At 62.4% G+C, this 26,028-nt stretch carries 27 protein-coding genes; 22 read left to right on the top strand and 5 right to left on the bottom strand.

Annotated elements, in window-relative coordinates:
• Nucleotides 1-139 precede the first annotated feature (139 nt).
• The 8 genes from NPS56_RS29270 (at nucleotide 140) to NPS56_RS29235 (ending at nucleotide 7,068) form a co-directional block, all read left to right on the top strand.
• Nucleotides 140-730 carry an amino acid synthesis family protein gene (locus NPS56_RS29270; protein ID WP_274077878.1) on the top strand — a complete coding sequence of 197 codons (591 nt, stop codon included), beginning with the start codon at nucleotides 140-142 and terminating at the stop codon, nucleotides 728-730.
• 42 nt (nucleotides 731-772) lie between these two features.
• A complete protein-coding gene (locus NPS56_RS29265) occupies nucleotides 773-1,606 on the top strand; it encodes an alpha/beta fold hydrolase (protein WP_274077877.1) in 834 nt (277 codons plus the stop codon).
• Entirely contained in the window at nucleotides 1,603-3,084 is a 1,482-nt protein-coding gene (locus tag NPS56_RS29260; protein ID WP_274077876.1) for an aldehyde dehydrogenase, read from the top strand. The genes NPS56_RS29265 and NPS56_RS29260 overlap by 4 nt, the downstream gene beginning before the upstream one ends.
• A 12-nt stretch (nucleotides 3,085-3,096) precedes the next feature.
• On the top strand, nucleotides 3,097-3,582 hold the full coding sequence (locus NPS56_RS29255) for a flavin reductase family protein (RefSeq protein ID WP_046817508.1): 486 nt from the start codon (nucleotides 3,097-3,099) through the stop codon (nucleotides 3,580-3,582).
• Between the two features lie 151 nt (nucleotides 3,583-3,733).
• The gene (locus NPS56_RS29250; protein ID WP_274077875.1) at nucleotides 3,734-5,185 is read left to right on the top strand and encodes an NAD-dependent succinate-semialdehyde dehydrogenase; all 1,452 of its coding nucleotides are present in this window, start codon (nucleotides 3,734-3,736) and stop codon (nucleotides 5,183-5,185) included.
• Between the two features lie 98 nt (nucleotides 5,186-5,283).
• Nucleotides 5,284-5,673, top strand: coding sequence for a carboxymuconolactone decarboxylase family protein (locus NPS56_RS29245; protein ID WP_274077874.1), 390 nt, complete (start codon nucleotides 5,284-5,286; stop codon nucleotides 5,671-5,673).
• 76 nt (nucleotides 5,674-5,749) lie between these two features.
• Entirely contained in the window at nucleotides 5,750-6,502 is a 753-nt protein-coding gene (locus NPS56_RS29240; RefSeq protein WP_046817510.1) for a GntR family transcriptional regulator, read from the top strand.
• A 2-nt stretch (nucleotides 6,503-6,504) separates the two neighbouring features.
• A complete protein-coding gene (locus NPS56_RS29235) occupies nucleotides 6,505-7,068 on the top strand; it encodes an NUDIX hydrolase (RefSeq protein WP_274077873.1) in 564 nt (187 codons plus the stop codon).
• A 129-nt stretch (nucleotides 7,069-7,197) separates the two neighbouring features.
• Here the strand turns inward: NPS56_RS29235 and NPS56_RS29230 are convergent, their stop codons facing one another.
• On the bottom strand, nucleotides 7,198-7,494 hold the full coding sequence (locus tag NPS56_RS29230) for a DUF1330 domain-containing protein (RefSeq protein ID WP_274077872.1): 297 nt from the start codon (nucleotides 7,492-7,494) through the stop codon (nucleotides 7,198-7,200).
• 71 nt (nucleotides 7,495-7,565) lie between these two features.
• Between NPS56_RS29230 and ribBA the strand changes: the two genes are divergently transcribed.
• The 5 genes from ribBA (at nucleotide 7,566) to NPS56_RS29205 (ending at nucleotide 12,997) form a co-directional block, all read left to right on the top strand.
• Complete coding sequence (gene ribBA / locus NPS56_RS29225) at nucleotides 7,566-8,675, top strand: bifunctional 3,4-dihydroxy-2-butanone-4-phosphate synthase/GTP cyclohydrolase II (RefSeq protein ID WP_274077871.1); 1,110 nt, start codon at nucleotides 7,566-7,568, stop codon at nucleotides 8,673-8,675.
• 381 nt (nucleotides 8,676-9,056) lie between these two features.
• Complete coding sequence (locus NPS56_RS29220) at nucleotides 9,057-10,082, top strand: ABC transporter substrate-binding protein (protein ID WP_274077870.1); 1,026 nt, start codon at nucleotides 9,057-9,059, stop codon at nucleotides 10,080-10,082.
• Nucleotides 10,079-11,011: an ABC transporter permease gene (locus tag NPS56_RS29215; protein WP_274077869.1), complete on the top strand. Its 933-nt coding sequence runs from the start codon at nucleotides 10,079-10,081 to the stop codon at nucleotides 11,009-11,011. The genes NPS56_RS29220 and NPS56_RS29215 overlap by 4 nt, the downstream gene beginning before the upstream one ends.
• Nucleotides 11,012-11,017: 6 nt before the next feature.
• Nucleotides 11,018-11,827: an ABC transporter permease gene (locus NPS56_RS29210; protein ID WP_007976227.1), complete on the top strand. Its 810-nt coding sequence runs from the start codon at nucleotides 11,018-11,020 to the stop codon at nucleotides 11,825-11,827.
• Nucleotides 11,828-11,842: 15 nt separating this feature from the next.
• Nucleotides 11,843-12,997 (top strand): ABC transporter ATP-binding protein, encoded by a 1,155-nt coding sequence (locus NPS56_RS29205; RefSeq protein WP_274077868.1) that lies wholly within the window; start codon nucleotides 11,843-11,845, stop codon nucleotides 12,995-12,997.
• Between the two features lie 715 nt (nucleotides 12,998-13,712).
• Here NPS56_RS29205 and NPS56_RS29200 read toward each other — a convergent pair.
• Entirely contained in the window at nucleotides 13,713-15,119 is a 1,407-nt protein-coding gene (locus NPS56_RS29200) for a purine-cytosine permease family protein (RefSeq protein WP_274077867.1), read from the bottom strand.
• Nucleotides 15,120-15,442: 323 nt separating this feature from the next.
• On the opposite strand from NPS56_RS29200, the gene NPS56_RS29195 reads away from it, so the two are divergent.
• The 5 genes from NPS56_RS29195 to NPS56_RS29175 all read left to right on the top strand — a co-directional run bounded on the left by NPS56_RS29195 (nucleotide 15,443) and on the right by NPS56_RS29175 (nucleotide 19,599).
• A complete protein-coding gene (locus tag NPS56_RS29195) occupies nucleotides 15,443-15,928 on the top strand; it encodes a flavin reductase family protein (protein ID WP_274077866.1) in 486 nt (161 codons plus the stop codon).
• Between the two features lie 154 nt (nucleotides 15,929-16,082).
• Nucleotides 16,083-17,126, top strand: coding sequence for an LLM class flavin-dependent oxidoreductase (locus NPS56_RS29190; RefSeq protein ID WP_274077865.1), 1,044 nt, complete (start codon nucleotides 16,083-16,085; stop codon nucleotides 17,124-17,126).
• A gap of 166 nt (nucleotides 17,127-17,292) precedes the next feature.
• Entirely contained in the window at nucleotides 17,293-17,445 is a 153-nt protein-coding gene (locus NPS56_RS29185; RefSeq protein ID WP_274077864.1) for a hypothetical protein, read from the top strand.
• Nucleotides 17,446-17,554: 109 nt separating this feature from the next.
• Entirely contained in the window at nucleotides 17,555-18,232 is a 678-nt protein-coding gene (locus NPS56_RS29180; protein WP_274077863.1) for an isochorismatase family cysteine hydrolase, read from the top strand.
• A 5-nt stretch (nucleotides 18,233-18,237) separates the two neighbouring features.
• Complete coding sequence (locus NPS56_RS29175; protein WP_274077862.1) at nucleotides 18,238-19,599, top strand: purine-cytosine permease family protein; 1,362 nt, start codon at nucleotides 18,238-18,240, stop codon at nucleotides 19,597-19,599.
• 28 nt (nucleotides 19,600-19,627) lie between these two features.
• Here the strand turns inward: NPS56_RS29175 and NPS56_RS29170 are convergent, their stop codons facing one another.
• The 3 genes from NPS56_RS29170 to NPS56_RS29160 are packed head-to-tail and all read right to left on the bottom strand — an operon-like array spanning nucleotide 19,628 to nucleotide 22,166.
• Nucleotides 19,628-20,377 (bottom strand): PAS domain-containing protein, encoded by a 750-nt coding sequence (locus tag NPS56_RS29170; protein WP_274077861.1) that lies wholly within the window; start codon nucleotides 20,375-20,377, stop codon nucleotides 19,628-19,630.
• Nucleotides 20,378-21,049 (bottom strand): response regulator, encoded by a 672-nt coding sequence (locus NPS56_RS29165; protein ID WP_274077860.1) that lies wholly within the window; start codon nucleotides 21,047-21,049, stop codon nucleotides 20,378-20,380.
• Nucleotides 21,018-22,166: an ATP-binding protein gene (locus NPS56_RS29160; protein ID WP_274077859.1), complete on the bottom strand. Its 1,149-nt coding sequence runs from the start codon at nucleotides 22,164-22,166 to the stop codon at nucleotides 21,018-21,020. Before NPS56_RS29160 ends, NPS56_RS29165 begins: the two co-directional genes overlap by 32 nt.
• A gap of 225 nt (nucleotides 22,167-22,391) precedes the next feature.
• Here NPS56_RS29160 and NPS56_RS29155 point away from each other — a divergent pair, with 225 nt between their 5' ends.
• Genes NPS56_RS29155 through NPS56_RS29140 form a run of 4 tightly spaced genes read left to right on the top strand, consistent with a single transcriptional unit; the run spans nucleotide 22,392 to nucleotide 26,021 of the window.
• On the top strand, nucleotides 22,392-22,904 hold the full coding sequence (locus NPS56_RS29155) for a dimethylamine monooxygenase subunit DmmA family protein (protein WP_274077858.1): 513 nt from the start codon (nucleotides 22,392-22,394) through the stop codon (nucleotides 22,902-22,904).
• Nucleotides 22,901-23,830, top strand: a complete 930-nt coding sequence (locus NPS56_RS29150; RefSeq protein ID WP_274077857.1) for a PDR/VanB family oxidoreductase — start codon at nucleotides 22,901-22,903, stop codon at nucleotides 23,828-23,830. The genes NPS56_RS29155 and NPS56_RS29150 overlap by 4 nt, the downstream gene beginning before the upstream one ends.
• A gap of 9 nt (nucleotides 23,831-23,839) precedes the next feature.
• Nucleotides 23,840-24,856: a heme-dependent oxidative N-demethylase family protein gene (locus NPS56_RS29145; protein WP_274077856.1), complete on the top strand. Its 1,017-nt coding sequence runs from the start codon at nucleotides 23,840-23,842 to the stop codon at nucleotides 24,854-24,856.
• Between the two features lie 34 nt (nucleotides 24,857-24,890).
• Entirely contained in the window at nucleotides 24,891-26,021 is a 1,131-nt protein-coding gene (locus tag NPS56_RS29140; protein WP_274077855.1) for an aminomethyltransferase family protein, read from the top strand.
• The last annotated feature ends 7 nt before the right edge of the window (nucleotides 26,022-26,028 follow it).

The raw sequence follows: 26,028 nt of genomic DNA, 5'->3' as shown, positions 1-26,028 counted from the left end.
CCGTGATGCCGCCTTCGCTACACCCCTCCCCTCTTTTCATCGCCTTCCGACCAGAAACTCCCATCAGGCTATTGCGCATCCGGTATTATGGTATACCATCATACGCACAGACACCTTCCACCCTGATACGGAGCAGCTCATGAGTTTCGAAATCCGCAAGATCGTCAGCTATGTCGAAGAAACCTTCATCGAAGGCGGCAAAGCCACCGACAAGCCCGTGACCATGGTCGGGCTGGCCGTGGTGATGAAGAACCCCTGGCTGGGCAACGGTTTCGTTGAAGACCTCAAGCCGCAGATCCGCGCCAACTGCTCCGACCTCGGCGCGCTGATGGTCGAGCGCCTGGTGGGCATCATTGGCGGTGCCGAGAAGATCGAAGCCTATGGCAAGGCTGCCGTGGTCGGTGCCGACGGTGAAATCGAACACGCCTCCGCGGTGATCCACACCCTGCGCTTTGGCAACCATTACCGCGAAGCGGTGAAAGCCAAGAGCTACCTGAGCTTTACCAACAAGCGCGGCGGCCCGGGCACTTCGATCCAGATCCCGATGATGCACAAGGACGATGAAGGCCTGCGTTCGCACTACATCACCCTGGAAATGAAGATCGAAGACGCGCCGCGTGCCGACGAAATCGTCGTGGTCCTGGGTTGCGCCGATGGCGGCCGCCTGCACCCACGCATCGGCAACCGCTACATCGACCTGGAAGAACTGGCTGCCGAAAAAGCCCAGTAAGCCGGTCGGTCACTACAACAAAAAGGTATGCAGGAGCGCTCCATGATTCGGCTCACCGCTGAACGCACCCCGGCTGGCACCAGTTACCTGGCGACCGGCCAAGGCCAGCCCGTGGTCTTGATCCACGGCGTGGGCCTGAACAAAGAAATGTGGGGCGGCCAGATCGTTGGCCTGGCCACGCAATACCGCGTCATCGCCTACGACATGCTCGGCCATGGCGCCAGCCCGCGCCCTGAAAGCGGCACGCCGCTGCTCGGTTATGCAGACCAGTTGCTCGAGCTGCTCGATCATCTGCAATTGCCCAAGGCGGCCGTGATCGGTTTCTCCATGGGTGGGCTGGTGGCGCGGGCTTTCGCCCTGCATTACCCGCAACGCCTGCAAAGCCTGGTGGTGCTCAACAGCGTGTTCAATCGCACCGCTGAGCAACGTGCCGGCGTGATCGCCCGCACCAGCCAGGCCGCCGAGCACGGTCCGGACGCCAACGCCGAAGCCGCGCTGTCACGCTGGTTCAGCCGTGAATACCAGGCGGCCAATCCGGCGCAGATCGCCGCAATTCGCCAGACGCTGGCGGGCAATGACCCCCAGGGTTACCTGACCACCTACGAATTGTTTGCCACCCAGGACATGTACCGCGCCGAGGACCTGGGCAACATCCAGGTACCGGCGTTGATCGCCACCGGCGAACTCGACCCCGGGTCGACCCCGGAAATGGCCGAGCAACTGGCCCAGCGCATTCCCGGTGCCAAGGTTGCCGTGCTCGCCGAGCAGCGGCATATGATGCCCGTAGAATCGCCGCGCCTGGTCAATCAGCTGTTGCTGGAGTTTCTCGACACGGCGCACTCCCGACAAAACCAGATCAAGGGGATCGTTGCATGACACTCACACGCTTCCAGATGTGCATCGGCGGTGAATGGGTCGATGCCCTCTCCGGCAAGACTTTCGAAAGCCTCAATCCGGCCCTGGCCGAGCCCTGGGCCGAACTGCCCGATGCCGACGAAGCCGACGTCGAGCGCGCCGTACAGGCTGCGCAGACCGCCTTCGACAGCCCGGCCTGGCGTGGCCTGACCGCCACCGCCCGCGGCAAGTTGCTGCGCCGACTGGGCGACCTGATCGCCGAAAACAAGGAACAACTGGCGCAGCTGGAAAGCCGCGACAACGGCAAACTGATCCGCGAGACCCGCGGCCAGGTCGGCTACCTGCCGGAGTTCTTCCACTACACCGCAGGCCTGGCCGACAAGCTCGAAGGCGGCACCCTGCCGCTGGACAAGCCCGACCTGTTTGCCTACACCGTGCACGAAGCCATGGGCGTGGTCGCCGCGATCATTCCGTGGAACAGCCCGCTGTACCTGACCGCGATCAAACTGGCGCCGGCCCTGGCGGCGGGCAATACCATCGTGATCAAGCCGTCCGAGCACGCCTCGGCGACCATTCTCGAACTGGCGCGTTTGGCGCTGGAAGCCGGCATCCCGCCGGGCGTGGTCAACATCGTCACCGGTTACGGCCCGAGCACCGGTGCCGCCCTCACCCGCCATCCGCTGGTGCGCAAGATCGCCTTCACCGGTGGCGCGGCGACGGCCCGGCATGTGGTGCGCAGCAGTGCCGAGAACTTCGCGAAATTGTCCCTGGAACTGGGCGGCAAGTCGCCGAACATCATCTTCGCCGACGCCGACCTCGACAGCGCGATCAACGGCGCCATCGCCGGGATCTACGCCGCCTCCGGGCAAAGCTGTGTGTCGGGTTCGCGCCTGCTGGTGCAGGACGAAATCTACGACGAATTCGTCGCTCGCCTGGTGGAACGCGCCCAGCGCATCCGCATCGGCAACCCGCAGGAAGACAGCAGCGAAATGGGCCCGATGGCCACCGCGCAGCAGCTGGCCGTAGTGGAAGGACTGGTGGCCGATGCCATTGCCGAAGGGGCAACACTGCGCCTGGGTGGCAAGCGTGCGCAGAACCTGGGCGAAGGCTGGTTCTATGAGCCGACCCTGTTCGAATGCGACCGCAATTCGATGAAGATCATGCAGGAAGAAGTGTTCGGCCCGGTGGCTTCGGTCATCCGTTTCAAGGACGAAGCCGAAGCCCTGGCGATCGCCAACGACTCGCAGTTCGGCCTCGCCGCCGGCATCTGGACTCGCGACCTGGGCCGCGCCCATCGCCTGGCCCGGGACGTGCGTTCGGGGATCATCTGGGTCAATACCTACCGCGCGGTGTCGGCCATGGCGCCGATCGGCGGCTTCAAGAACAGTGGCTATGGACGCGAAAGCGGCATCGATTCCGTGCTGGCCTACACCGAGCTGAAAACGGTGTGGATCAATCTGTCCCAGGCACCGATGCCTGATCCATTCGTGATGCGCTAGGAGTCCTGAGAAATGATCGAACCCGGCATTTACAAAGACGTCATGAGCTCGTTCCCTTCCGGGGTCACGGTGGTCACCACCCTGGACCCGGCGGGCGGCATCGTCGGCATTACCGCCAGTGCCTTCAGTGCGCTGTCGATCGATCCGGCACTGGTGCTGTTCTGCCCCAACTACGCCTCTGACACCTACCCGATCCTGCGCGACAGCAAGCAGTTCGCGATTCACCTGCTGTCCGCCGACCAGACCGCCGAAGCCTATGCGTTTGCCGGCAAAGGCAAGGACAAGGCCAACGGCATCGAGTGGCACTTGAGCGAACTGGGCAACCCGTTGCTGCGCAAGGCCACGGCGATCATCGAGTGCGAACTGTGGCGCGAATACGATGGCGGCGACCACGCCATCATCGTCGGTGCGGTGAAGAACCTGATCCTGCCCGAGCAACCGGTGACGCCGATGATCTACCACAAAGGCAAGCTGGGCCCCCTGCCCACCCTGGCCTGATCGGTTCCACACAAAAAAACCTGTGGGAGCGGGCTTGCTCGCGAAGGCGGAGTATCAGTTGACATCAATATTGACTGACCCACCGCTTTCGCGAGCAAGCCCGCTCCCACAGGGGTCCGTGCAGATTTTTTAAATTTTGTCAGGAGCCGGCATGAGCCCAGCAGCCTCGTTACTGTTCCGCCAGCAGGCCTACATCAACGGCCAATGGCTGGATGCGCCCGACGGTGCGCAACAGGACATCTTCAACCCGGCCACCGGCGAGTTGATCGGCCAGGTGCCAAACCTCGGCGCCGAAGACGCACGCCAGGCCATCGACGCCGCCAACAAGGCCTGGCCGGCCTGGCGCGCACTCACCGCCAAGGAACGCAGCAACACGCTAAAGCGCTGGCACGCGCTGATGCTGGAAAACGCCGATGCCCTGGCCGAAATACTCACCCTCGAACAAGGCAAGCCGTTGGCCGAAGCCAAGGGTGAAATCCTCTACGCCGCCAGCTTCATCGAGTGGTTCGCCGAAGAAGCCAAGCGCATCTACGGCGACACCATTCCCAGCCACAAGGGCGATGCGCGTATTGTCGTGAGCAAGGAACCAATCGGTGTCGTCGCGGCGATCACCCCCTGGAACTTCCCCGCGGCGATGATCACCCGCAAGGCCGGCCCGGCACTGGCCGCCGGTTGCCCGTGTATCGTCAAGCCGGCGCCGGAGACGCCGTTCTCGGCTCTGGCCATGGCCGCGCTGGCCGAGCAGGCCGGCATTCCCGCCGGTATTTTCAACGTGATCACCGGCGATGCCATCGCCATCGGCGCCGAACTGACCGCTAGTCCGCTGGTGCGCAAACTGTCGTTCACCGGCTCCACGGCCATTGGCAAGTTGCTGATGGCGCAGTGCGCGCCGACGCTGAAAAAGGTGTCGCTGGAACTGGGCGGCAACGCGCCTTTTATCGTCTTCGACGACGCCGATCTGGAACGTGCGGTGGAAGGCGCGCTGATCGCCAAATTTCGCAATGCCGGCCAGACCTGTGTCTGTGTCAATCGCTTCCTGGTGCAGGACGGTATTCACGACGCTTTCGTCGCGCGGTTGGCCGAACGGGTCTCGCAACTCAAGGTTGGCAGCGGTTTCGCCGACGGCGTCACCCAGGGTCCGCTGATCAACGAGCGCGCCGTGGCCAAGGTTGAAGACCATGTGCAGGATGCACTGGCGCAAGGTGCACAGCTGTTGTGCGGCGGCGAACGCCACGCCCTGGGCCATGGCTTCTTCCAGCCCACGGTATTGGCCGGCATCACCACGCAGATGAAAGTCGCCCGGGAAGAAACCTTCGGCCCGCTCGCCGCGGTGTTCCGCTTCGCCAGCGAATCCGAGGCCGTGCAGATGGCCAACGACACCGAATTCGGCCTGGCTGCCTATTGCTACACCCGCGACCTGGGCCGCGCCTGGCGCATGAGCGAAGCGCTGGAATACGGCATGGTCGGGATCAACGAAGGGTTGATCTCCACCGAAGTCGCGCCGTTTGGCGGGATCAAATCCTCGGGGCTGGGGCGCGAAGGCTCCAAATACGGCATCGAGGATTACCTGGAGCTCAAATACACCTTGATGGGTGGGCTGTGAATCAATACCTGTAGGAGCCCGGCTTGCCGGCGAAGGCGCCCTCAAGTACGCCTTCGCCGGCAAGCCGGCTCCTACAGGGGTCTAAGGAGATCATCGAAATGAGCAACGAAAAATACGAAAAAGGCCTCAAGATCCGCACCCAGGTGCTGGGCGAAGCCTATGTGAATCATTCCATCGAGAACGCCGACGACTTCACCCGTCCCCTGCAGGAGATGGTCACCGAGTACTGCTGGGGCCACGTCTGGGGCCGCGAGGGTCTGTCGCTCAAGGAGCGCAGCATGATCAACCTGGCCATGATCTCGGCCCTCAACCGCCCGCACGAACTCAAGCTGCATGTGCGCGGCGCCTTGCGTAACGGCCTGAGTCGTGAGCAAATACGCGAAATTCTGCTTCAGGTCGGCATATATTGCGGTGTTCCCGCTGCCGTCGACAGTTTCCGGCTCGCCCGGGAAGCATTCGCCGAAGCCGATGCCGAGGCCTCAAGTTAACCCCTCGGCTGTTTGAACTGAACGAGCACGGACGGTGCCCGTTTTGCATGGACAGCCACATTCTAGAGCGGACCCCATGAAACGCCTGCCACTCGACGACAGCTTCAAGGTCAATCGCAACCCCGTTACCCTGCGCGAAATCGTGCTGGATAAACTGCGAAGCGCCATCATGAACTTCCAGCTCCTGCCGGGAGATCGACTGGTCGAACGCGATCTGTGCGATCGCCTGGGCGTGAGCCGCACCTCGGTGCGCGAAGCCTTGCGTCACCTGGAATCCGAAGGCCTGGTGGAGTTCGCCGACGCCAAGGGCCCGCGGGTGGCGATCATCACCCTGGCCGATGCCGTCGATATCTATGAGCTGCGTTGCGTACTCGAGGGCCTGATCGTCCAGCTGTTCACCCTGCGGGCCAAGGCCAAGGACATCAAGGCCCTGGAAAAGGCCCTGGAAGAAAACCGCCAGGCCTTGAAGGAAGGCGAGCTGCAGCAGGTCATCGACTCCGTCCAGGGCTTCTACGACGTACTGCTCGAAGGCTCCGGCAACCATGTCGCCGCGACCCAGTTGCGTCAGTTGCAGGCGCGCATCAGCTATCTGCGGGCGACTTCGGTGTCCCAGCAGAACCGTCGCGGCGCCAGCAACCAGGAAATGGAACGCATGGTCGAGGCGATCAAGAGCGGTGATCCCCTGGCCGCTCACCAGGCGTGCGTCGACCACGTGCGCGCCGCCGCCACCGTCGCCCTCGATTACCTCAAGCGCAAGCAGGAAGAGACCGGGGCGATCCCCGAGATCACCCAGCCCATCGCACTCAAAGAACCTCGCATAGGTCGTTGATCATGTTCAGCCCGAGCTATTGTCCAAAGTGCGGCAGCAATGACCTCAAGTCACAACTGCCCCCGGGCGATACGCACGAGCGCCTGATGTGCCGCGTCTGCGGCTACATCCACTACGTCAATCCGAAAATCATCGCCGGCTGCATCATCGAACAGGACGGCAAGTACCTGCTGTGCCAACGCGCCATCCCCCCGCGCCCCGGCACCTGGACCTTGCCGGCGGGCTTCATGGAAGGTGGCGAGACCACCGAGCAGGCGGCGCTGCGCGAAGTCTGGGAAGAGAGCGGCGTGCGCGCGGAGATCCTCTCGCCCTACTCGATCTTCAGCGTGCCTACAATCTGCGAGGTGTACATCATCTTCCGCGCCATCGCGCTGGAGATCACCGGGCAATACGGGCCGGAAACCCTCGACTACAAATTCTTCGCGCCTGAGGACATTCCCTGGGACAGCATCTATTACCCGGCGATAAGGCAGATCCTCGAGCGTTATATCGAGGAACGCCAGGCCGGGGTCTACGGCATCTACATCGGTAACGACGACACCGGCAAAATTCATTTCATTCGCTAGCGAAAGCCTCCGATATTCCGCCATCCCTTGTAGGAGCCGGCTTGCCGGCGAAGGCGTCCTTGAGTATTGCGCAGGCCTCGCGGACGCCTTCGCTGGCAAGCCAGCTCCTACAGGGTGATGTGGTGTTTGTCAGGTTGGTGACACACCTTCGACGATGATCACCTCGGCCCGCGCCACGCCTTCGCGGTGCCCTTTCGCCTCCTGATACAGCTCGGATCGATAACAGGCCAACGCCTGCTCGTACGAGTCAAACTCGATCACCACGCTGCGTTGCGGCGTCGGCCGACCTTCCATCGCTTCGCTGCGTCCGCCGCGCGCCAATATCCGACCCCCGTATTCGGCAAACGCCTTCGGTGCCCGCTGGGTGTATTGGCTGTATTGATCGGGGTCGGTGATATCCACGTGAGCAATCCAGTACGCCTTCATAGTGACCTCTGTGGTTGTTATGTATTATGGTATACCACAATATATCTCCATCAAACACCGAGAATCCTTACATGGCCTTCAACAGCATCGAAGAAATCATCGAAGACTACCGCCAAGGCAAGATGGTGCTCCTGGTGGACGACGAGGACCGGGAAAACGAAGGCGACCTGTTGCTGGCCGCCGACCGTTGCAGCGCCGAAGCCATCAGCTTCATGGCCCGTGAAGCACGGGGCCTGATCTGCCTGACCCTGACCGACGAGCATTGCCAGCGCCTTGGCCTTGAACAGATGGTGCCGAGCAATGGCAGCGTGTTCAGCACCGCGTTCACCGTGTCGATCGAAGCGGCGGTTGGCGTCACCACCGGCATCTCCGCTGCCGACCGCGCACGCACCGTGGCCGCCGCCGTCGCCGAGGGCGCGAGTGCCACCGATATTGTGCAGCCCGGGCACATCTTCCCTCTGCGCGCCCGGGAAGGCGGCGTACTGACCCGCGCCGGCCACACCGAGGCCGGTTGCGACCTGGCTCGCCTGGCCGGCTTCACCCCCGCCTCGGTGATCGTCGAAGTGATGAACGATGACGGCACCATGGCTCGCCGCCCGGACCTGGAAGTGTTCGCGCGCAAGCACGGGATCAAGATCGGCACCATCGCCGACCTGATCCACTATCGTTTAAGTACCGAGCATACGGTGGTGCGCATCGGCGAGCGCGAGCTGCCGACGGTGCATGGCACCTTTCGTCTGATCACCTTTGAGGATCGCATCGAAGGCGGTGTCCACATGGCAATGGTCATGGGTGATCTGCGCCGCGATGAAGCGACGCTGGTGCGCGTGCACGTAATCGACCCGTTGCGCGACCTGGTGGGCGCCGAGTACAGCGGGCCTTCCAACTGGACGTTATGGGCCGCATTGCAGCGCGTGGCGCAGGAAGGTCGCGGCGTGGTGGTGGTGCTGGCCAACCACGAATCCTCGCAAGCGTTGCTGGAGCGTGTGCCGCAACTGACCCAGGCGCCGCGGCAATTCAGCCGTTCGCAGTCACGGATCTATTCGGAAGTCGGCACCGGGGCACAGATCCTGCAGAACCTTGGCGTCGGCAAGCTGCGGCATCTTGGGCCGCCGTTGAAATATGCAGGGCTGACCGGGTATGACCTGGAAGTCGTCGAGAGCATCCCGTTCATTGAATGAATGATGCCCCCCTGTAATTGGATGGGACTCGCCCCAGCCGAGGCGTCAACGATAACCGGTGTTTTCTGGATAAACGCGGTGTATGTGAGTCCTTCGCTGGCAAGCCAGCTCCTACAGGGGGTGCGTCGTTCTACAGATTCGAGTTCTGCAATAAAAAAGCATTTTTGGCTGATAGCCGGTAAGGCAAAGTGCTTGCACAAAGTTTGGAATACCATAATATGATATTCCATAGACCGGGCGATTCAGCCAAGCGCACCCGACAGGGAAAGCACCCACAACAGCCCTTGGCCCGGTCGCCTTTCAAGGCCAGATGGACCTACTGCTCCCGATAGGCGGGCACTACCAAGCCCGCTCAAAAACACAACAAATGAGGGCGTGAAAATGGTGTTGAACAAACGTGCAACCGCAGTACTGTTCGCCGGCCTGCTGGCCACGGCCAGTCATGTGGTTATGGCGGCCGAAAGCGTCAACTTCGTCAGCTGGGGCGGTAGCACTCAGGATGCACAGAAGCAGGCCTGGGCCGATCCGTTCAGCAAGTCCACCGGTATCACCGTGGTCCAGGATGGCCCTACCGACTACGGCAAGCTCAAGGCCATGGTCGAAAGCGGCAACGTGCAGTGGGACGTGGTCGACGTCGAAGCCGACTTCGCCTTGCGCGCCGCCGCCGAAGGCCTGCTCGAACCCCTCGATTTCAAAGTCATCGATCGCGCCAAGATCGACCCGCGCTTCGTTTCCGATCACGGCGTCGGCTCGTTCTTCTTCTCCTTCGTGCTCGGCTACAACGAAGGCAAGCTGGGTGCCAACAAACCCCAGGACTGGTCCTCGCTGTTCGACACCAAGACCTTCCCCGGCAAACGCGCCCTCTACAAATGGCCAAGCCCTGGCGTGCTCGAACTGGCGCTGCTGGCCGATGGCGTCGCCGCCGACAAGCTCTACCCGCTGGACCTGGACCGCGCCTTCAAGAAACTCGACACCATCAAGAAAGACATTGTCTGGTGGGGCGGCGGCGCGCAGTCGCAACAGCTGTTGGCCTCCGGTGAAGCGAGCATGGGCCAGTTCTGGAACGGTCGCATTCATGCCCTGCAGGAAGACGGTGCACCGGTCGGCGTGAGCTGGAAACAGAACCTGGTCATGGCCGACATCCTGGTCATTCCAAAAGGTTCGAAGAACAAGGACGCGGCGATGAAGTTCCTGGCCAATGCCAGCAGTGCCAAAGGCCAGGCCGACTTCTCCAACCTGACCGCCTACGCCCCGGTCAACGTCGACAGCGTGGCGCGCCTGGACTCGGAGCTGGCCCCCAACCTGCCGACGGCCTACGCCAAGGATCAAATCACTCTTGATTTCGCCTACTGGGCCAAGAACGGTCCTGCTATCGCGACACGGTGGAACGAATGGCTGGTCAAATGAAAATGACGGCAACTGCGTCCCGTCCATCCTCGCCCGTCGGGAGCGCCCTTGGCGCTGCCGGCAAGGCCGCTGCGATGACGCAAACCCCGACCCTGGCGCAACGCTGGCGCGGATCGAGCAACCTGATCCCCGCCCTGATGTTCCTCGGCCTGTTCTTCCTGGCACCCCTGATCGGCCTGCTGCTGCGCGGCGTGCTGGAGCCTGTGCCTGGGCTGGGCAACTACGAGCAACTGTTCGCCAACTCGGCCTATGCCCGGGTCTTGCTCAACACCTTCTCGGTGGCCGGCCTGGTGACGCTGTTCAGCCTGCTGCTGGGTTTCCCGCTGGCCTGGGCGATCACCCTGGTGCCCCGCGGCTGGGGTCGCTGGATCCTCAACATCGTGCTGTTGTCGATGTGGACCAGCCTCCTCGCCCGCACCTATTCCTGGCTGGTGTTGCTGCAAGCCTCCGGGGTGATCAACAAGGCGCTGATGGCCATGGGCATCATCGATCAGCCGCTGGAGATGGTGCATAACCTCACCGGCGTGGTGATCGGCATGAGCTACATCATGATCCCGTTCATCGTGCTGCCGCTGCAGGCGACCATGCAGGCCATCGACCCGATGATCCTGCAGGCCGGCTCGATCTGCGGCGCGAGTCCCTGGACCAACTTCTTCCGGGTGTTCCTGCCGCTGTGCCGGCCGGGGCTGTTCTCCGGTGGCTTGATGGTGTTCGTGATGTCCCTCGGTTACTACGTGACGCCAGCGTTGCTGGGCGGTGCGCAGAACATGATGCTGCCCGAGTTCATCATCCAGCAGGTGCAGTCGTTCCTCAATTGGGGCCTGGCCAGCGCCGGTGCCGCGTTGCTGATCGTGATCACGCTGGTGCTGTTCTACTTCTACCTGAAGCTTCAGCCGGAATCCCCGGTTGGCGCCAGCAACGCGAGGTAAGCCGTCATGCTCCTGACCCCCAATGCCATGAGCCGCCGGATGCGCTTTGGCCTGTATGCCACCACCGGGCTGATCGGTCTGTTCCTGTTGTTGCCGATCGTGTTCATCGTCCTGCTGTCGTTCGGCTCGTCGCAATGGCTGGTGTTCCCGCCACCGGGCTGGACGCTGAAATGGTACGGCCAGTTTTTCTCCAACGCCGACTGGATGAACGCGGCCATGGCCAGCCTCAAGGTCGCGGTACTGACCACGTTCTTTGCCGTGGCCCTGGGCCTGCCGACCGCCTTCGCCCTGGTGCGCGGGCGCTTTCCCGGCCGGGAAATGCTCTACGGCCTGTTCACCCTGCCGATGATCGTGCCGCTGGTGATCATTGCCGTGGCGGTGTACGCGCTGTTCCTGAAACTGGGCTACACCGGGACCATGTTCGCGTTCGTGGTCAGCCACGTGATCGTCGCGTTGCCGTTCACCATCATTTCGATCATCAACTCGCTGAAGCTGTTCGACCAGTCGATCGAAGATGCCGCGGTGATCTGCGGTGCCTCGCGCCTGCAGGCGGTGTTCAAGGTGACCTTCCCGGCGATCCGTCCGGGCATGGTGGCCGGCGCCCTCTTCGCCTTCCTCGTCTCATGGGATGAGGTGGTGCTGAGCGTGATGATGGCCAGCCCGACCCTGCAAACCCTTCCCGTGAAAATGTGGACCACCCTGCGCCAGGACCTGACGCCCGTGATCGCCGTCGCCTCGACGCTGCTGATCGGCCTCTCGGTATTGGTCATGGTGATCGCCGCCGCACTGCGCCGGCGCAACGAAATCAGCGCCTAAGCGCAGGAGTACGACATGAGTGCAGTGATCAAAGATTCCGCGCAGCAAAATGACAAGCCCCTGGTGAGCCTGCGCAACCTGAACAAATACTACGGCGACTTTGCCGCCGTGGACGACATCTCGCTGGACATCAAGGACGGTGAATTCCTCACCTTCCTCGGCTCCAGCGGCTCGGGCAAAAGTACCACCCTGTCGATGCTCGCCGGTTTTGAAACCCCGAGCAGCGGCGAGATCCTGGTCAATGGCCAGTCACTGGTGAACGTACCGCCGCACAAGCGTGACATCGGCATGGTGTTCCAGCGCTACTCGCTGTTCCCGCATCTTTCTGTGCGCGACAACATCGCCTTCCCGTTGGCGATCCGCAAACTGGCCACCGCCGAGCGTGAACGTCGGGTCGATGCCATGCTCAAGCTGGTGCAGCTCGAGCAATTCGCCCATCGCCGCCCTTCGCAACTCTCCGGCGGCCAGCAGCAACGTGTCGCCATCGCCCGGGCGCTGGTCTACGAACCACGCATCCTGCTGATGGATGAACCGCTGGGCGCACTGGACAAGAAACTGCGTGAAGACTTGCAGGACGAACTGCGCCAGCTGCATCGGCGCCTGGGCATCACCATCGTCTACGTGACCCACGACCAGGAAGAAGCCATGCGCCTGTCCCAGCGCATCGCCATCTTCAGCCACGGCAAGATCGTCGGCCTGGGCAGCGGTTATGACCTGTACCAGAACCCGCCGAACGCCTTTGTCGCCTCGTTCCTCGGCAACTCGAACTTCCTCAAGCTCAAGGCCCAGGGCAACGCGGTGGCTTCGTTCGAAGGGCAGCCGCTGTCGATCCGCCTGACGGCCGGGCTGCAAACCGATCAGGATGTACTGTTGATGGTGCGGCCGGAAAAGGCCTTGGCCCTGAGCATCGAGCAAGCCGCCCAGGAACCGCTGGCCGCGGGCTGGAATGAAGTGACGGCCAAGGTGGTGGAGGTGTTGTTCCTGGGTGAAAGCCAGACGTGCAGCGTGGTGACTTCGGGTGGTACGTCGATGACCGTCAAGGCGCTTTCTGCGGCGGGCATGCCGATGCAGGCGGGTGATCCGGTGCGGGTGCGTTGGGCGACTGCGGATGCTTGTGTTTATACCGAGTGGGCGGAGAGTGATTTGAACAAGGCTGCAGGGGCGCATTGATGCCTTGAGGTTCCTCTGGGCCGTTAATTGAGTATCACCCTCGGGTCGCCGCAACGTCGGGTTGCGGTGGCCCTTTTTTTTGGCGTACATATCCATTGCTGCAGTACCGCAAAACCTTGTGGGAGCTGGCCTGCCGGCGATGGCGGCCTGACAGCCGACCTGATCTCAAATGAACGCCCCTGTAGGAGCTGGCTTGTCGGTCGCCGCAGCGCAACGATGGTCGTCAACGATGACGCGAGCTGTCTGTGGGACCGCGTATTTCGGACGTTTTTCGCGAGCAAGCTCGCTCCTACAGGTAGGAGGTGCGCCATAGGTGGCCGTTACCGCAGGAATGGATATGTACTCCAACACCAAACAATAGGTCGGCTGTCAGGCCGCCATCGCCGGCAGGCCAGCTCCCACAGTAGATCGGGTAGGGCCGCGAGAGATGGGTCGGTTGTGAGGCCGCCTTCGCTGGCAAGCCAGCTCCTACAGTAGATTGGGGACGGCCGTGAGAGATGGGTCGTCTGTCAGGACGCCTTCGCTGGCAAGCCAGCTCCTACAGTAGATTGGGGACGGCCGTGGGAGATGGGTCGGTTGTCAGGCCGCCATCGCCGGCAAGCCGGCTCCTACAGTAGATCGTGTATAGCCGCGATCAGGTAGCAATCCGGATATGTTTACGAGCAAAACAAAAATGCCCGGCCAAAAGCCGGGCATTCCAGACAAACAAAAACCATCAATCGGTATAACCCAACTTAGAAGCCCGACTCCGCTCAGCCCGCCCACGGGTAGCCAGGCAATAGTAGAGCGGACAAGTCACCACCAATCCCACCAGCCACGACAAGTCCGCACCCTCGACCAGATTGGCATAAGGCCCGACATACAACGACGTATTGGCAAACGGCAGCTGCACAATGATCCCGATGAAATACGCGACGATCGCATGCAGATTGAAGCGCCCATAAATCCCGCCATCCGCACGGAAGATCGAGGTTATGTCATAGGACCCGCGCTTGATCACATAGAAGTCGATCAGGTTGATCGAAGCCCAGGGCACCAGCACCAGCAGCAACGCCAGGATCAGCCCGATGAACTGCGAGATGAAGTCCGCCGAAGCGCCCAGCGCCACCACACAGCAGCCTGCCAGCACCACGGTCGACAGCACCACACGCACCTTGATGCTCGGCGTCCACTGACTGGCGAAGGTCTGGATCGAGGTGATGATCGACAGCACCGCGCCATACAGATTCAAGGCGTTGTGGCTGATGATGTTGAGCAGGAACAGCACCATCAGGATCGGCCCCAGCCAGCCGGTGGATTGCTTCACCGCAGCCATTGCTTCGGTGCCTTCCGGGGTCGCCAGCACAGCCACCGCGCCGAAGGTGAAAGACAGGATCGTGCCCAGGGTTGCCCCCAGGTAGGTGGCCCAGAACGGCTTGGCGATGCCGATGTCGGCCGGCAGGTAGCGCGAGTAGTCCGACACGTAGGGCGAAAAGCTGATCTGCCAGATGATCCCCAGGGACACGGTGGCCAACCAGCCGGACAAGTTGAAACCGCCGCGGGTTAAAAAGTCCGCCGGCAGGTCATGGGCGAAGATGTAGAGGAAGCCGGCGAGCAAGGCGCTGCCCATGACCCAGGTGCCGATGCGGTTGAGTGAGTGGATGAAGCGGTAACCGATCACCCCGATCGCCGTGGCGCTCAGGGCACCGATGAGGATGCTCGCCGGCACCGGTACCGAGGGAGCGATGCCGACAATCGACTTGCCCGCCAGGACGATGTTGGAGATGAAGAAACCGACGTAGATCAGTGCCGCAAAGAACACGATCAGCAACGCACCATAGCGCCCAAACTGACCCCGGCTCTGGACCATTTGCGGAATGCCCATGCGCGGCCCCTGGGCCGATGCCAGGGCAATCACCAGCCCGCCGACCATATGCCCGAGGGCAATCGCCAGCAACCCCCAGAACAGGTCGAGGTGGAACACCTGGACCACCATGGCACCCGTGACGATGGGCAGTGGCGCGATGTTGGTGCTGAACCATAGGGTGAAAAGATCGCGGGCCTTCCCGTGGCGCTCTGCGAGTGGAACGTAATCGACCGTGTGATTCTCGATCAACGGGTCTTGCCGGGACATCTGGGACATATGCATGAACTCGAGTTTGTCTGTTCTTATCTTTGTATGAAGCCAAACCGGGGGGACTCTGTGGTCGCCCCTCAGATGCGCACCATATTATGGTATTCCAACATTTTCACAAGACTGATCCGGTCTTGAAATGCCCATCTGATCCGCCATCCTGCCCGCCAGTCTGCGTTCATGACCCGCTTGAAGCCCCGTAAACATTGAGGTTCCGACGACGACCCTACGTTTATCGGTTCACCGAAAAAGACCTTGCAAACGACGTATTACGGTATACCATCAGACCTACAAACTCATAAAAACCACGTTCCACTCCCGAGGACAGTCCAATGATCGATGCCGCCATCTACAAACAAGTCATGGGCTCGTTCCCGTCCGGCGTCTGCGTGATCACCACACTCGATGACGACGGCCAGATCGTCGGCCTGACCGCCAGCGCCTTCAGCTCGCTGTCGATGGACCCGGCCCTGGTGTTGTTCTGCCCCAACTACAGCTCCGACTCCTACCCGGTCCTGATCAGGAACAAGCGCTTTGCCATTCACGTACTGTCCGGCGGCCAGCAGAGCGAAGCCTATGCCTTCGCACGCAAGGGCAAGGACAAGGCGCAGGGCATCGAGTGGACGTTGAGCGAGCTGGGCAACCCGATCCTGGCCAACGCCACGGCGGTCATCGAATGCGAGTTGTGGCGCGAATATGAAGGGGGAGATCACGCGATCATGGTCGGCGCGGTGAAGAACCTGATCGTGCCCCGGCAGAACGCCGGGCCGCTGGTGTATTGCCACGGCAAGATGGGTGCCTTGCCCGTTCTGGCCTGACACTTACAGGCAAAAGATCACCGCCTGTGTAGGAGCTGCCGCAGGCTGCGATCTTCTGATCTTAAAATTGTTGCATCAATATCGTATTATGGTATACCAATAATCAACAGCCCCGCAGTCGACGGGTCGACCACAAGAGATTCGAGGTAGCGTCATGAAATTTTCCCTGTTCGTACACATGGAACGTTGGGACGAAAGCGTCAGCCACCGCCAGTTGTTCGAAGACTTGACCGAACTGACGCTGATGGCCGAGGCCGGTGGTTTCAGCACCGTATGGATCGGTGAACACCACGCCATGGAATACACCATCTCGCCAAGCCCGATGCCGCTGCTGGCCTACCTGGCCGGCAAGACCACCACCATTCACCTGGGCGCCGGCACCATCATCGCGCCGTTCTGGCACCCGATCCGGGTCGCCGGTGAATGCGCGCTGCTGGACGTCATCAGCAACGGGCGCATGGAAGTGGGCCTGGCCCGTGGCGCTTACCAGGTTGAATTCGACCGCATGGCCGGCGGTATGCCCGCCTCCTCTGGCGGCCAGGCATTGCGGGAAATGGTTCCGGTAGTACGTGCCCTGTGGCAAGGCGACTACGCCCATGACGGCGACATCTGGAAATTCCCGACGTCCACCAGCGTGCCCAAGCCGATCCAGAAGCCGAACCCGCCGATGTGGATCGCCGCCCGTGACCCGGACTCGCACAACTTCGCCGTCGCCAATGGCTGCAACGTGATGGTCACGCCGCTGATGAAAGGCGATGAAGAAGTCCTCGACCTGAAGAACAAGTTCCAGGCCGCCCTGGACAACAACCCGGACGTGCCGCGCCCGCAATTGATGGTGCTGCGTCATACCCACGTGCACTCGGCCGACAATCCCGAAGGCTGGAAAGTCGGGGCCAAGGCCATCGCCAGGTTCTACCGCACTTTCGATGCCTGGTTCGGCAACAAGGTAACACCGGTCAACGGCTTCCTGGAGCCCAGCCCGGAAGAGAAATTCGCCGGCCGCCCGGAGTTCGAACTGGAGAGCCTGCACAAGACCGCCATGATCGGCACCCCGGAAGAAATCATTCCGCGCATCAAGTACTATCAGGAACTGGGCGTCGACGAGTTCAGCTTCTGGTGCGACAACAGCCTGCCGCACGCCGAGAAGAAAAAGTCCCTGGAGCTGTTTATCAAGCACGTGGTTCCGGCGTTCCGGTAGGAGCAAGCTTGCTCGCGTTGGACGCCAACGATAACGCGCGCCATCTGAATGACCGCGTTGACCTGTGGGAGCGGGCTTGCTCGCGAAAGCGTCAGGTCCATCGCCATCGATGTTGAATGAGCTGCCCTCTTCGCGAGCAAGCTCGCTCCTACAAGGGTCGATTCCCATGTCCAATGGTCGTCTCCAATCACTCGCCTTTCCCTCCAGCGCCGCGCGGGCTTACCTGCGCGGTGGCTGGACGTCTTCGCACCTGCATTTCAAGCGCCTGCGCGCCAGCGTTACCGCCAAGCAGAACGGCTTCTGGCAAATAGTTCACTGAGCCCACCCGAACAGGAATCCACGTAGCCGAACGTCAGGCGATAGCCTCGCGCTTGCGCTGCATTGTGCTTCGGGACGCTACCGCGTCCGGCCATGATCAGGTTTGCTCCATGAACAATAAAAACGCACTGTTGATCATCGACATGCAACAGGAGGACGGCTTCGTCCTCGAACACTTCGACTCGGTGGTGGCCAACACGGCCTTCCTTCTCGAAACCGCCCGCCAGCAGCGGGTCCCGATCCTCTATACCCGTCATGTCAATCCAGCCGATGGCAGCGACCTGCCGCCCGGCGAACCCCGCGCGCCCGACGGCGGCCCCAGCGGTTATCGCGCCGGCACTCGCCAGGTGGAGATCATCGAGAGCCTGGCCCCGCAGCCCGCTGAAACGGTGATCGATAAAGGCCGCTACAGCGCCTTCCACCGTACCGACCTGGATGCCCGGCTCAAGGCGCTGGACGTTCACACGCTGACCATCTGCGGCGTACTCACCGATGTCTGCGTGCTGACCACGGTGTTCGACGCCTTCGCCCTGGGTTACCACATTCGCCTGGTCAGCGACGCCTGCACCACGACCACCCTGGCCGGCCACTACTCAGCGCTATTGATTATGGCCAACTGGGTCTACTCCCTGGAAATCCTCACCCGCAGCGAATGCCAACGCGCCCTGGAAAACCGCGACTACCTGAGCCTCAATCCCGAGCACCCGGACCTGTTCGCCCACCAGCCCCATGAGCTGCCAGGCACCATCGCCCGTTTGCACGCCCACCTCGCCCGGACTCAGGAGTAATCGCCATGCAAGTCGAAAAAAGAAGCATCGATTTCATCCCCGAAGGCGAACGCCATGGCCGGCCGGGGTCGCTGTTCTTCATCTGGTTCGGCGCCAACATGAACATCACCACCATCGCCTCCGGTGTGCTGCCGGTGGTGATGGGGCTCAACCTGTTCTGGAGCGCCCTGGCAATCGTCGTCGGCTCGTTGCTGGGGGCGATTTTCATGGCCTCCCATTCCGCCCAGGGGCCCAAATTGGGCATTCCGCAGATGATCCAGAGCCGCGCGCAATTCGGCGTGCTCGGGGCGGTGTTGCCGCTGCTGTTCGTAATGCTGATCTACCTCGGGTTCTTCGTCAGCAATACCCTGCTGGCGGCCCAGGCGCTGGAGTCGGTCAGCCCGCTGCCGGCCAGCGGCAACATCTACCTGATCGGCGCCCTGTGCTTCGTGGTAGCGCTGTTTGGCTACCGGCTGATTCACCGCTTGCAGAAGCTGCTGTCGATCCTCTCCCTGCTGGTCTTCGCCGCCGCCACGCTGTTCGCCCTGCAGCTGTCGATCCCGGCCGAGCAATGGCTGCCGACGGGGTTCTCGCTGTCGAAGTTCCTGGTGGCGGTGAGCATCGCCGTGACCTGGCAGCTGTCCTATGCGCCCTATGTCGCCGACTATTCGCGTTACCTGCCGAGCAATACGTCTGCTGCACAAGTGTTCTGGTACAGCTACGCCGGCACGGTCAGCGGCGGTGCCTGGATGATGATCCTAGGGGCGATCCTGAGCGTCGGCATCGGCGACTTTTCCAGCAACGTCGGCGGCCATGTCGCCGGGCTGTTCGGCAGCGGCGCGATCCTGCTGTTCGCGTTCATCGTCTATGGCCAGGTGTCGATCAACGTGTTCAACCTGTACGGGGCGTTCATGTCGACCATCACCGTGATCGAACCCTTCGCAAGATTGAAAGTGACGCCGCGGGTGCGTGGCCTGTTCATGCTGGTGATCAGCGTGGTGGCGACCGGCCTGTGCACCATCAGTCAGGACGATTTCATCACCTTCTTCCTCAACTTCATTTTCTTCATGAGCTACTTCCTGATCCCCTGGACGGCGATCAACCTGGTGGACTTCTATTGCCTGCGCAAAGGTGAATACCGGATCGACGACATCTTCGACCTCAACGGGATTTACGGGCGGGTCAACTGGATCGCCTGCGGCAGTTTTGTCCTGGCGATTGCCCTGGAGATTCCGTTCATGAATACCACGCTCTATGTCGGTCCGGTCGCCACGGCGCTCGATGGCGTCGACCTGGCCTGGCTGGTCGGCTTGCTGGTGCCGGCCGTGAGTTATTACTGGCTGATGAAGCTCGGCAAGCGCGGCGAACGCGTCGCTGAACTGTCCTGATCCATCCCTCAAGAACACAACGCCGGACTCAGTGCCCGGCGTTGCGCTCGAAAATGGCCCCTTCGATACCCAACACTTCTCGGGTATCGGCGTAGATCCCCACCCCCTTCTCCCAGACGTGCTTGATCGATTGATCCGCGCAGCGAATCCGGTAGTTGAGTTCGAACGGCTCGCGCCGTGACAGGGCATATTGCACTTCGCGCCAGACATAATCGGCGTCCTGCGCCAGGATCAGGCTGTTGTAGGTGAATTCGTGATTGTCCACCAGCCGCTCCGCGGGATAGCCGGTCAGTTGCAGGCACCCGGCACTGACGAACTCCATGGTCCAGTCCCGGTTGTTGCGGCCGCGGTAGATCAGCCCCGGCATGCTGTCGAGCAAACTCATGCAACTGCGCTGGCTGGCCAGCAAGGCAATCTCGCGCCGCTTGTGCACGGTGATATCCCCCGCTACCAGATAGAACCCCTGGTCACCGCGCTTGAGACTGACCTCGAACCAGCGCAACTCCCCCGAGGGGTGCACGAAACGCAGACGCTGGTTGAACGAAGTCTCGGGCCGCCGCCGCAATTCATGCAGCGCCTGGCGCCACATCGATCGGTCTTCGTGGTGCACATGGTCAATCAGGTAACGCTCGCCCTGGGGTCGATCCATCAGCTCGACCCACGCCAGGTTGAAGTGGACGATGCGACCGTCATCGGCCAGTTCAAGCAACGCCGCCGGGAAGTGATCCATCCGCTGCACAGGCGCTGTTGGGACGATTGCCTCGGGGTGATCGATCATCTAATGGCGCTCCTCATGTCTCACCGATGCGCCGTTATGCACCCAGGCCGCCAGCTCCAGGCGCGAGTGCAGACTGAGCTTCTGCAAGAGATTCTTCACATAGATCTTCACCGTGCCGTCGCTGATCCCCAGTTCCCGGCCGATCTGCTTATTGCTCATGCCGGCGGCGATCAAGGCCAGCGTCTGGCCTTCGCGCTCGGTCAGGTTATGGGTATCGGCGTGCTCAAGATCGTGCCCGGGCCGGGGCGTCGGCGCGTCCTGGTCGGCCAGCAGGGCAATCAGGGTCGAATCCAGGACGATCGCGCCCCGGTTGCAATTGCGCATGTAGTCCAGCAGTGCATCGGGCTCGGTTTCCTTGAGCACATAACCACTGGCCCCCAGGCGCAGGGCCATCAGCAGTTCGGCGCGATCCATCGACGCGGTGAGCACCACCACCTGACAGTCGAGGCGCAACTGGCGCAGCTCATCGAGGACCTGCAAGCCGCTCAAGCCGGGCATGTGCAGGTCAAGCAGGACCTGTTGCGGCGCCAGGCTCACGGCCAGATTGATGCCTTCGCGGCCACTGGCGGCCTGGCCCACCACTTCAAAGTCGTCGCTGGCACCGAACAGCTGGGCCAGGCCCTTGCGAAACAACGGGTGATCATCGATCAGTAACAAGGTCGTGCAGTCCATCGAAACTCCCCTCAGGCAAATCCTGGTGACGGCAAAGGCCAAGGTGTACGCGTACCCCGTGCGGGCGGATGGCCTCGATGGCCAGGCGCGCACCAATGCTCGCGGCCCGCTCGCGGATGATCGCCAGGCCGAAATGGTTGTCCTCCCCGGACGCCGGGCTCAAGCCGATGCCGTCATCCTCCACCGACACCGACACAGCGCCGTCCTGGTCTTGCCGCAACTCGATGCGCACATGCCGTGCATGGGAATGGCGTACAGCGTTGGCCAGCGCCTCGCGGATGATCTGCAGTACCTGCAATTCGGTTTCCGCGCCCAGGGCATCGTCGGCCAGGCGGTTGTCCAGTTCGAACACGATGATGCAGCGCCGCGAGAACTCCGCGACCGAGTCGGCCAGGGCCTGGCGCAGGGAACGCCCGTCCATGGTCAGGCGGGCGCTGGTGATCAATTCACGTACCTGACGCTGCAACTGGCTCAAGCCGCCGCGCAGCTCCTGCAACACCGCAGCCGCCTGCGCAGGCGCGCCCAGCTGCGACTGCAGCAGACTCGCCTGGAACGACAGATAACCCAGCTGCTGCGCCACCGAATCGTGCAGTTCACGGGCCAGTGCACCGTGCCGGAAAGTCGCCTGCCGACGCTGCTGTTCACGGCTGTGACAGAGCAGACGCACGCTGACGTCCACGGCCTGCGCGGCCTCCTCCAGCAACTGGCGCCAGCTCGCGCCGGCCGCGCGCGGCGTATCGAGCAGCAACCAGCCGCTGCTGCCCTGTTGGTCGCCGTTGGGTACGGAACACAGCAGGCGATGCACGCCCCGTTGCCGACAAGGGCCGCAGGCCTGGGCGGATTCACTCGCTGCCGAGGCACGCCGTGGGCAGTCCAGCACGCCCTGGCAACCCTCGATCACGCCGCGCCGAGCCGGCGTCGGCTCGACACCGGCCAGGACCAGATTCAGCTGGCAAGCGGGCAACAGTGCTTCGAAACGGTCCAGAAAAACCGCCAGGGCACCGTCAGCGTGCACCTGGCTCAAGGGCAACCCGGCCAACAGCTGGCGCACGCTGCGCGCCTGTTCGGGACGGATACGCCCCAACCAGAGCGGCCACCACTGCACTCGTGTTCGCACTTCTCGATCACTCCCCGTCCGCTTGCTCGGCTGTGAACAAGGACGAGCAACTTCCATGCCCTGAATGGCCGCCGTGCACGGCCTACCCCCAAAGAGATAGCGCTTTTTCTGGATTGAGAGATTTTTCCCCGTAGGAAATTATCTTCCTCAGCAGGAAACAACACGCCCTGTGCAACGCCACCTTTCCCGCCCCGCAAACAGGGGCGGATCAACAGGAAAGCCAGCATGACGGATAGACACAGCGCCGCCCCGGATCGACTTCACAGCCTGCCGCGCTATCGCCAGCCCCAGCCTCGTGAAGCCGCCACCCGCCATATCGTGGTCATGCAATCGGCGGCCGCCTGCGCGTCCTTTGTCGGCGACTTGCAACAGCCCCTGGTGCTGAACCAGCAGAACAGCGACTTCCAAGCGCGCCTGCAGCAGGTACTGGGCAGCGCCACCGTGGGCAGTCACCTGTACATCATGGGCGACGAGGCATTCGTCTGGCGCATCCATGCCCAGGCTCGCGCCGCCGGGCTGGAAGACGACGAGATCGACATCACCCACGCCACCGTCGGCCCGCGCCAGGTGTATTGCGTGCATTGCGGACTGACCCAGGCGTGCGGGCCGCAGCCAGCGATGACCTGCGAGCGCTGTGAAGTCGGGCTGGAGGTGCGCCAGCACTTTTCCCAACGCCTGGGGGCTTACCTCGGCGTCTGCAGCGATCCCGACCAACCTTATGCCGGAGTCCAGCCATGAGCGTCTCGCTGAGGGTCCGGGTCAGCGAGGCCGACATGCTAACTCCGGTGGTGCGCGAACTCACCCTGGAACCCTGCAGCGGCACCCTGCCGGGATTCTCCGCCGGCAGTCATGTGCAGGTGCACCTGCCACTGGGCAGCGGCCAGGTGCGCAATGCCTATTCGTTGACCAGCGACCCGGCGGACCGCCAGCACTACCGCATCGCCGTACGCCTGCAGGAAGCCTCCCGCGGCGGCTCACAGTACCTGCATCGACACGTCCAGGTGGGTGACACCCTGCAGATATCGCCGCCGGCCAACCTGTTCGCCCTGCACGCCCCCGCCCGCCTGCACATCCTCATCGCCGGCGGCATCGGCATCACGCCGTTCATGGCGCACATCGCCGAGCTGGAGCGACGCCAGGCCGATTTCGAACTGCATTACCTGTATCGCCCTGGCCTGAGCGATGCCTATCTCGAGCCCTTGCAACAACGGCTGGGCTCGCGACTGCACACCTACAGCGCCCGCCCGGACCTGGACACCATCTTGCGCGACCGCCCGCTGGGCAGCCATGTCTATACCTGTGGCCCGCAACCCTTGCTCGATGCAGTCCGGCAACAGGCCAAGGCCCTGGGCTGGCCTTCGATGCGGGTGCACTGGGAGGCCTTCAAGGCCGCAGAACCTGGGCAAGCCTTTGACCTGGAACTGCTGCGCAGCGGGCAGCGCCTGCGGGTCGGCGCTGAACAGAGTCTGCTCGAAGCGCTGGAGTCCGCCGGCCTGCAGGTGCCCAACCTGTGTCGCGGCGGGGTCTGCGGCCAATGCATGACCCGCCATGTGCGCGGCGACATCGAACACCGCGACAGCTTCCTCAGCCCCGCCGAGCAGGGCGAATTTCTCATGCCCTGCGTCTCTCGCGGCCGCGGCCCCTGCGTTTCGCTAGACCTCTAGGAGTCGACCATGACCATTCCATCCAGCCCGGTGCTGAGCTACCGCAACGACTTCAGTTTTCGCAACAGCCCCGCCGCCATCCGCCGCTTTCCCTTCCCGTTCACCGAGGACAGCTACCTGTATTCGGTGAACATCGAACCGGCCACGTCCCGGGACCCTGGTTCGATTTACCAGCACGGCTTCGACATCGACGAACACTACCGTTCGGAAATGGCCGAACGCGCCCTGGTACTGGACAAGGACCCGCGCCGCTACCTGGTGATGCCGCACATGCAAGTGGCAGCGTGGGATGCCCTGCAGATGCTCATGGAGCAGCTCGCCGCCGATTATCCGCAGTGGTTTGTGCTGGAGCGTCAGGGCGAGCACTGGCATTGGCGCAATCAGCTGCTGGACATCGACCAGCACTTTGTCTTCGGCGATGCCGCGAGCCTGCCCTGCGAGCCGCTGGAGTTCATCACCCGCCAGGTCCAGGGGGATTTCGCCCTGCTCGACCAGCGCGACGGTGATCTGTACATGGACGCCGGCATGGTCACAAGCCCAGCCGACTGGTCCCTGGCATTCGACGCCGGCATGAGTTTCAAGCAGTGGCATTCGCCCGTGCCCATGGCCCATCAGATGGGCGTGTTCGACCGCGCACTCAAGTACCTGCTGGCCTTGCAGGTCGGGAAGCCGGTTCGCCGCCTGAACTGGACGCTGACCATCAATCCGCGCCTCGACTCCTCACCCGAGACGTTCCATGAATGGGGCGCCGACCGTGGGCGCATTACGGCTGGCAACGTCGGGCAGCAAGTGCATCTGCGGGTCGAACTGCAAGTGATGGCCCGCTTGCCCCGCAGCAACGCGGTGATGTTCAGCATCCGCACCTACCTGATCAGCATGGATGAGCTGGTCACTCAGCCCGGCTGGGGCTGCCGCCTGCACCGCGTCCTGCGCGACCTGCCCGAGCCGATCGCCGACTACAAGGGCATGAGCCGCTACCGACAGACCCTGGTCCAGTGGCTGAGCCGCTTCGACCTGCAAGCCTGACCCCTTACCACTTTCTCCCGACAAGGATCCTCACATGGCTCACTCATGGCGTATTTCTGCACTGGCCGAACGGCACCGCGCACTCGGCTCGAACCTGGAAGACTGGAACGGCATGGGCACTGCCTGGACCTACAGCAGTGAACTGGCCGATCATCATCAGGCGATCCGCACCCGGGCCGGGTTGATGGATGTGTCCGGGTTGAAGAAAGTCCACTACGTCGGCCCCCACGCCGAAAGCCTGTTGCAGTGGGCCACCACCCGTGACATCGCCAAGCTCTACCCGGGCAAATCGGTGTACGCCTCGATGCTCGACGAGGACGGCAAGTTCGTCGATGACTGCATCGTCTACCGCACCGGACCCAACGCGTTCATGGTGGTGCATGGCGCCGGCAGCGGCCACGAAATGCTGGTGCGCTCATCCCAGGGCCGGCAAGTGGCGGTGTTGTTCGACGACGACTTGCACGACCTCTCGCTGCAAGGGCCATTGGCAGTGGACTTTCTCGCCGAGCACGTCCCCGGTATTCGTCAGCTGCCCTACTTCCATCACTTGCAGACCCGCCTGTTCGACCGCCCGGTAATGATCTCCCGGACCGGCTACACCGGCGAGCGAGGCTACGAGATCTTTTGCAAGGCGGCCGATGCCCCGGCGCTGTGGGACTCGATTCTCGAACAGGGTGCGGGCCTGGGCATCATCCCCTGCGCCTTCACCGCGCTGGACTGGTTGCGGGTGGAAAGCTCGTTGATGTTCTTTCCCTACGACAACTCGCAGATGTACCCCTTCGCCGACCAGAAGGCGGGCGACACCCTGTGGGAAATGGGTCTGGACTTCACCGTCTCCCCGGACAAACGCGATTTCCGCGGTGCCGAAGAACACTTTCGACTGCGCGGCCAGGAGCGTTTCAAGATCACCGGCGTACTGCTCGAAGGCGTCCGCCCTGCCGAGGCCGGCGACACCCTCTGGCAAGGCGACAAACAAGTCGGGGTGATCACCTGTGGCATGTATTCACGCCTGAGCAAGCGTTCCATGGCCATCGCCCGCATGAACGTTGCCTGCTCCGTTCCAGGTATTGCCCTGCAGGTTCGCGGCAGCCAGGACAGCGCGGCGGTAACCCATGCCCTGCCCTTCGACGACCCGGAAAAAACCAAGCGCACGGCCAAGGGCTGAGCCGTCA

Source organism: Pseudomonas putida (assembly GCF_028682635.1).
GTDB lineage: Bacteria > Pseudomonadota > Gammaproteobacteria > Pseudomonadales > Pseudomonadaceae > Aquipseudomonas > Aquipseudomonas putida_AE.
This window is presented reverse-complemented; position numbering and strand designations above follow the sequence as displayed.

Bases quoted from the DNA above. Each gene is read 5' to 3' on its own strand.
- NPS56_RS29270 (WP_274077878.1), top strand. From the start codon at position 140: ATGAGTTTCGAAATCCGCAAGATCGTCAGCTATGTCGAAGAAACCTTC.
- NPS56_RS29265 (WP_274077877.1), top strand. From the start codon at position 773: ATGATTCGGCTCACCGCTGAACGCACCCCGGCTGGCACCAGTTACCTG.
- NPS56_RS29260 (WP_274077876.1), top strand. From the start codon at position 1,603: ATGACACTCACACGCTTCCAGATGTGCATCGGCGGTGAATGGGTCGAT.
- NPS56_RS29255 (WP_046817508.1), top strand. From the start codon at position 3,097: ATGATCGAACCCGGCATTTACAAAGACGTCATGAGCTCGTTCCCTTCC.
- NPS56_RS29250 (WP_274077875.1), top strand. From the start codon at position 3,734: ATGAGCCCAGCAGCCTCGTTACTGTTCCGCCAGCAGGCCTACATCAAC.
- NPS56_RS29245 (WP_274077874.1), top strand. From the start codon at position 5,284: ATGAGCAACGAAAAATACGAAAAAGGCCTCAAGATCCGCACCCAGGTG.
- NPS56_RS29240 (WP_046817510.1), top strand. From the start codon at position 5,750: ATGAAACGCCTGCCACTCGACGACAGCTTCAAGGTCAATCGCAACCCC.
- NPS56_RS29235 (WP_274077873.1), top strand. From the start codon at position 6,505: ATGTTCAGCCCGAGCTATTGTCCAAAGTGCGGCAGCAATGACCTCAAG.
- NPS56_RS29230 (WP_274077872.1), bottom strand. From the start codon at position 7,494: ATGAAGGCGTACTGGATTGCTCACGTGGATATCACCGACCCCGATCAA.
- ribBA (WP_274077871.1), top strand. From the start codon at position 7,566: ATGGCCTTCAACAGCATCGAAGAAATCATCGAAGACTACCGCCAAGGC.
- NPS56_RS29220 (WP_274077870.1), top strand. From the start codon at position 9,057: ATGGTGTTGAACAAACGTGCAACCGCAGTACTGTTCGCCGGCCTGCTG.
- NPS56_RS29215 (WP_274077869.1), top strand. From the start codon at position 10,079: ATGAAAATGACGGCAACTGCGTCCCGTCCATCCTCGCCCGTCGGGAGC.
- NPS56_RS29210 (WP_007976227.1), top strand. From the start codon at position 11,018: ATGCTCCTGACCCCCAATGCCATGAGCCGCCGGATGCGCTTTGGCCTG.
- NPS56_RS29205 (WP_274077868.1), top strand. From the start codon at position 11,843: ATGAGTGCAGTGATCAAAGATTCCGCGCAGCAAAATGACAAGCCCCTG.
- NPS56_RS29200 (WP_274077867.1), bottom strand. From the start codon at position 15,119: ATGTCCCAGATGTCCCGGCAAGACCCGTTGATCGAGAATCACACGGTC.
- NPS56_RS29195 (WP_274077866.1), top strand. From the start codon at position 15,443: ATGATCGATGCCGCCATCTACAAACAAGTCATGGGCTCGTTCCCGTCC.
- NPS56_RS29190 (WP_274077865.1), top strand. From the start codon at position 16,083: ATGAAATTTTCCCTGTTCGTACACATGGAACGTTGGGACGAAAGCGTC.
- NPS56_RS29185 (WP_274077864.1), top strand. From the start codon at position 17,293: ATGTCCAATGGTCGTCTCCAATCACTCGCCTTTCCCTCCAGCGCCGCG.
- NPS56_RS29180 (WP_274077863.1), top strand. From the start codon at position 17,555: ATGAACAATAAAAACGCACTGTTGATCATCGACATGCAACAGGAGGAC.
- NPS56_RS29175 (WP_274077862.1), top strand. From the start codon at position 18,238: ATGCAAGTCGAAAAAAGAAGCATCGATTTCATCCCCGAAGGCGAACGC.
- NPS56_RS29170 (WP_274077861.1), bottom strand. From the start codon at position 20,377: ATGATCGATCACCCCGAGGCAATCGTCCCAACAGCGCCTGTGCAGCGG.
- NPS56_RS29165 (WP_274077860.1), bottom strand. From the start codon at position 21,049: ATGGACTGCACGACCTTGTTACTGATCGATGATCACCCGTTGTTTCGC.
- NPS56_RS29155 (WP_274077858.1), top strand. From the start codon at position 22,392: ATGACGGATAGACACAGCGCCGCCCCGGATCGACTTCACAGCCTGCCG.
- NPS56_RS29150 (WP_274077857.1), top strand. From the start codon at position 22,901: ATGAGCGTCTCGCTGAGGGTCCGGGTCAGCGAGGCCGACATGCTAACT.
- NPS56_RS29145 (WP_274077856.1), top strand. From the start codon at position 23,840: ATGACCATTCCATCCAGCCCGGTGCTGAGCTACCGCAACGACTTCAGT.
- NPS56_RS29140 (WP_274077855.1), top strand. From the start codon at position 24,891: ATGGCTCACTCATGGCGTATTTCTGCACTGGCCGAACGGCACCGCGCA.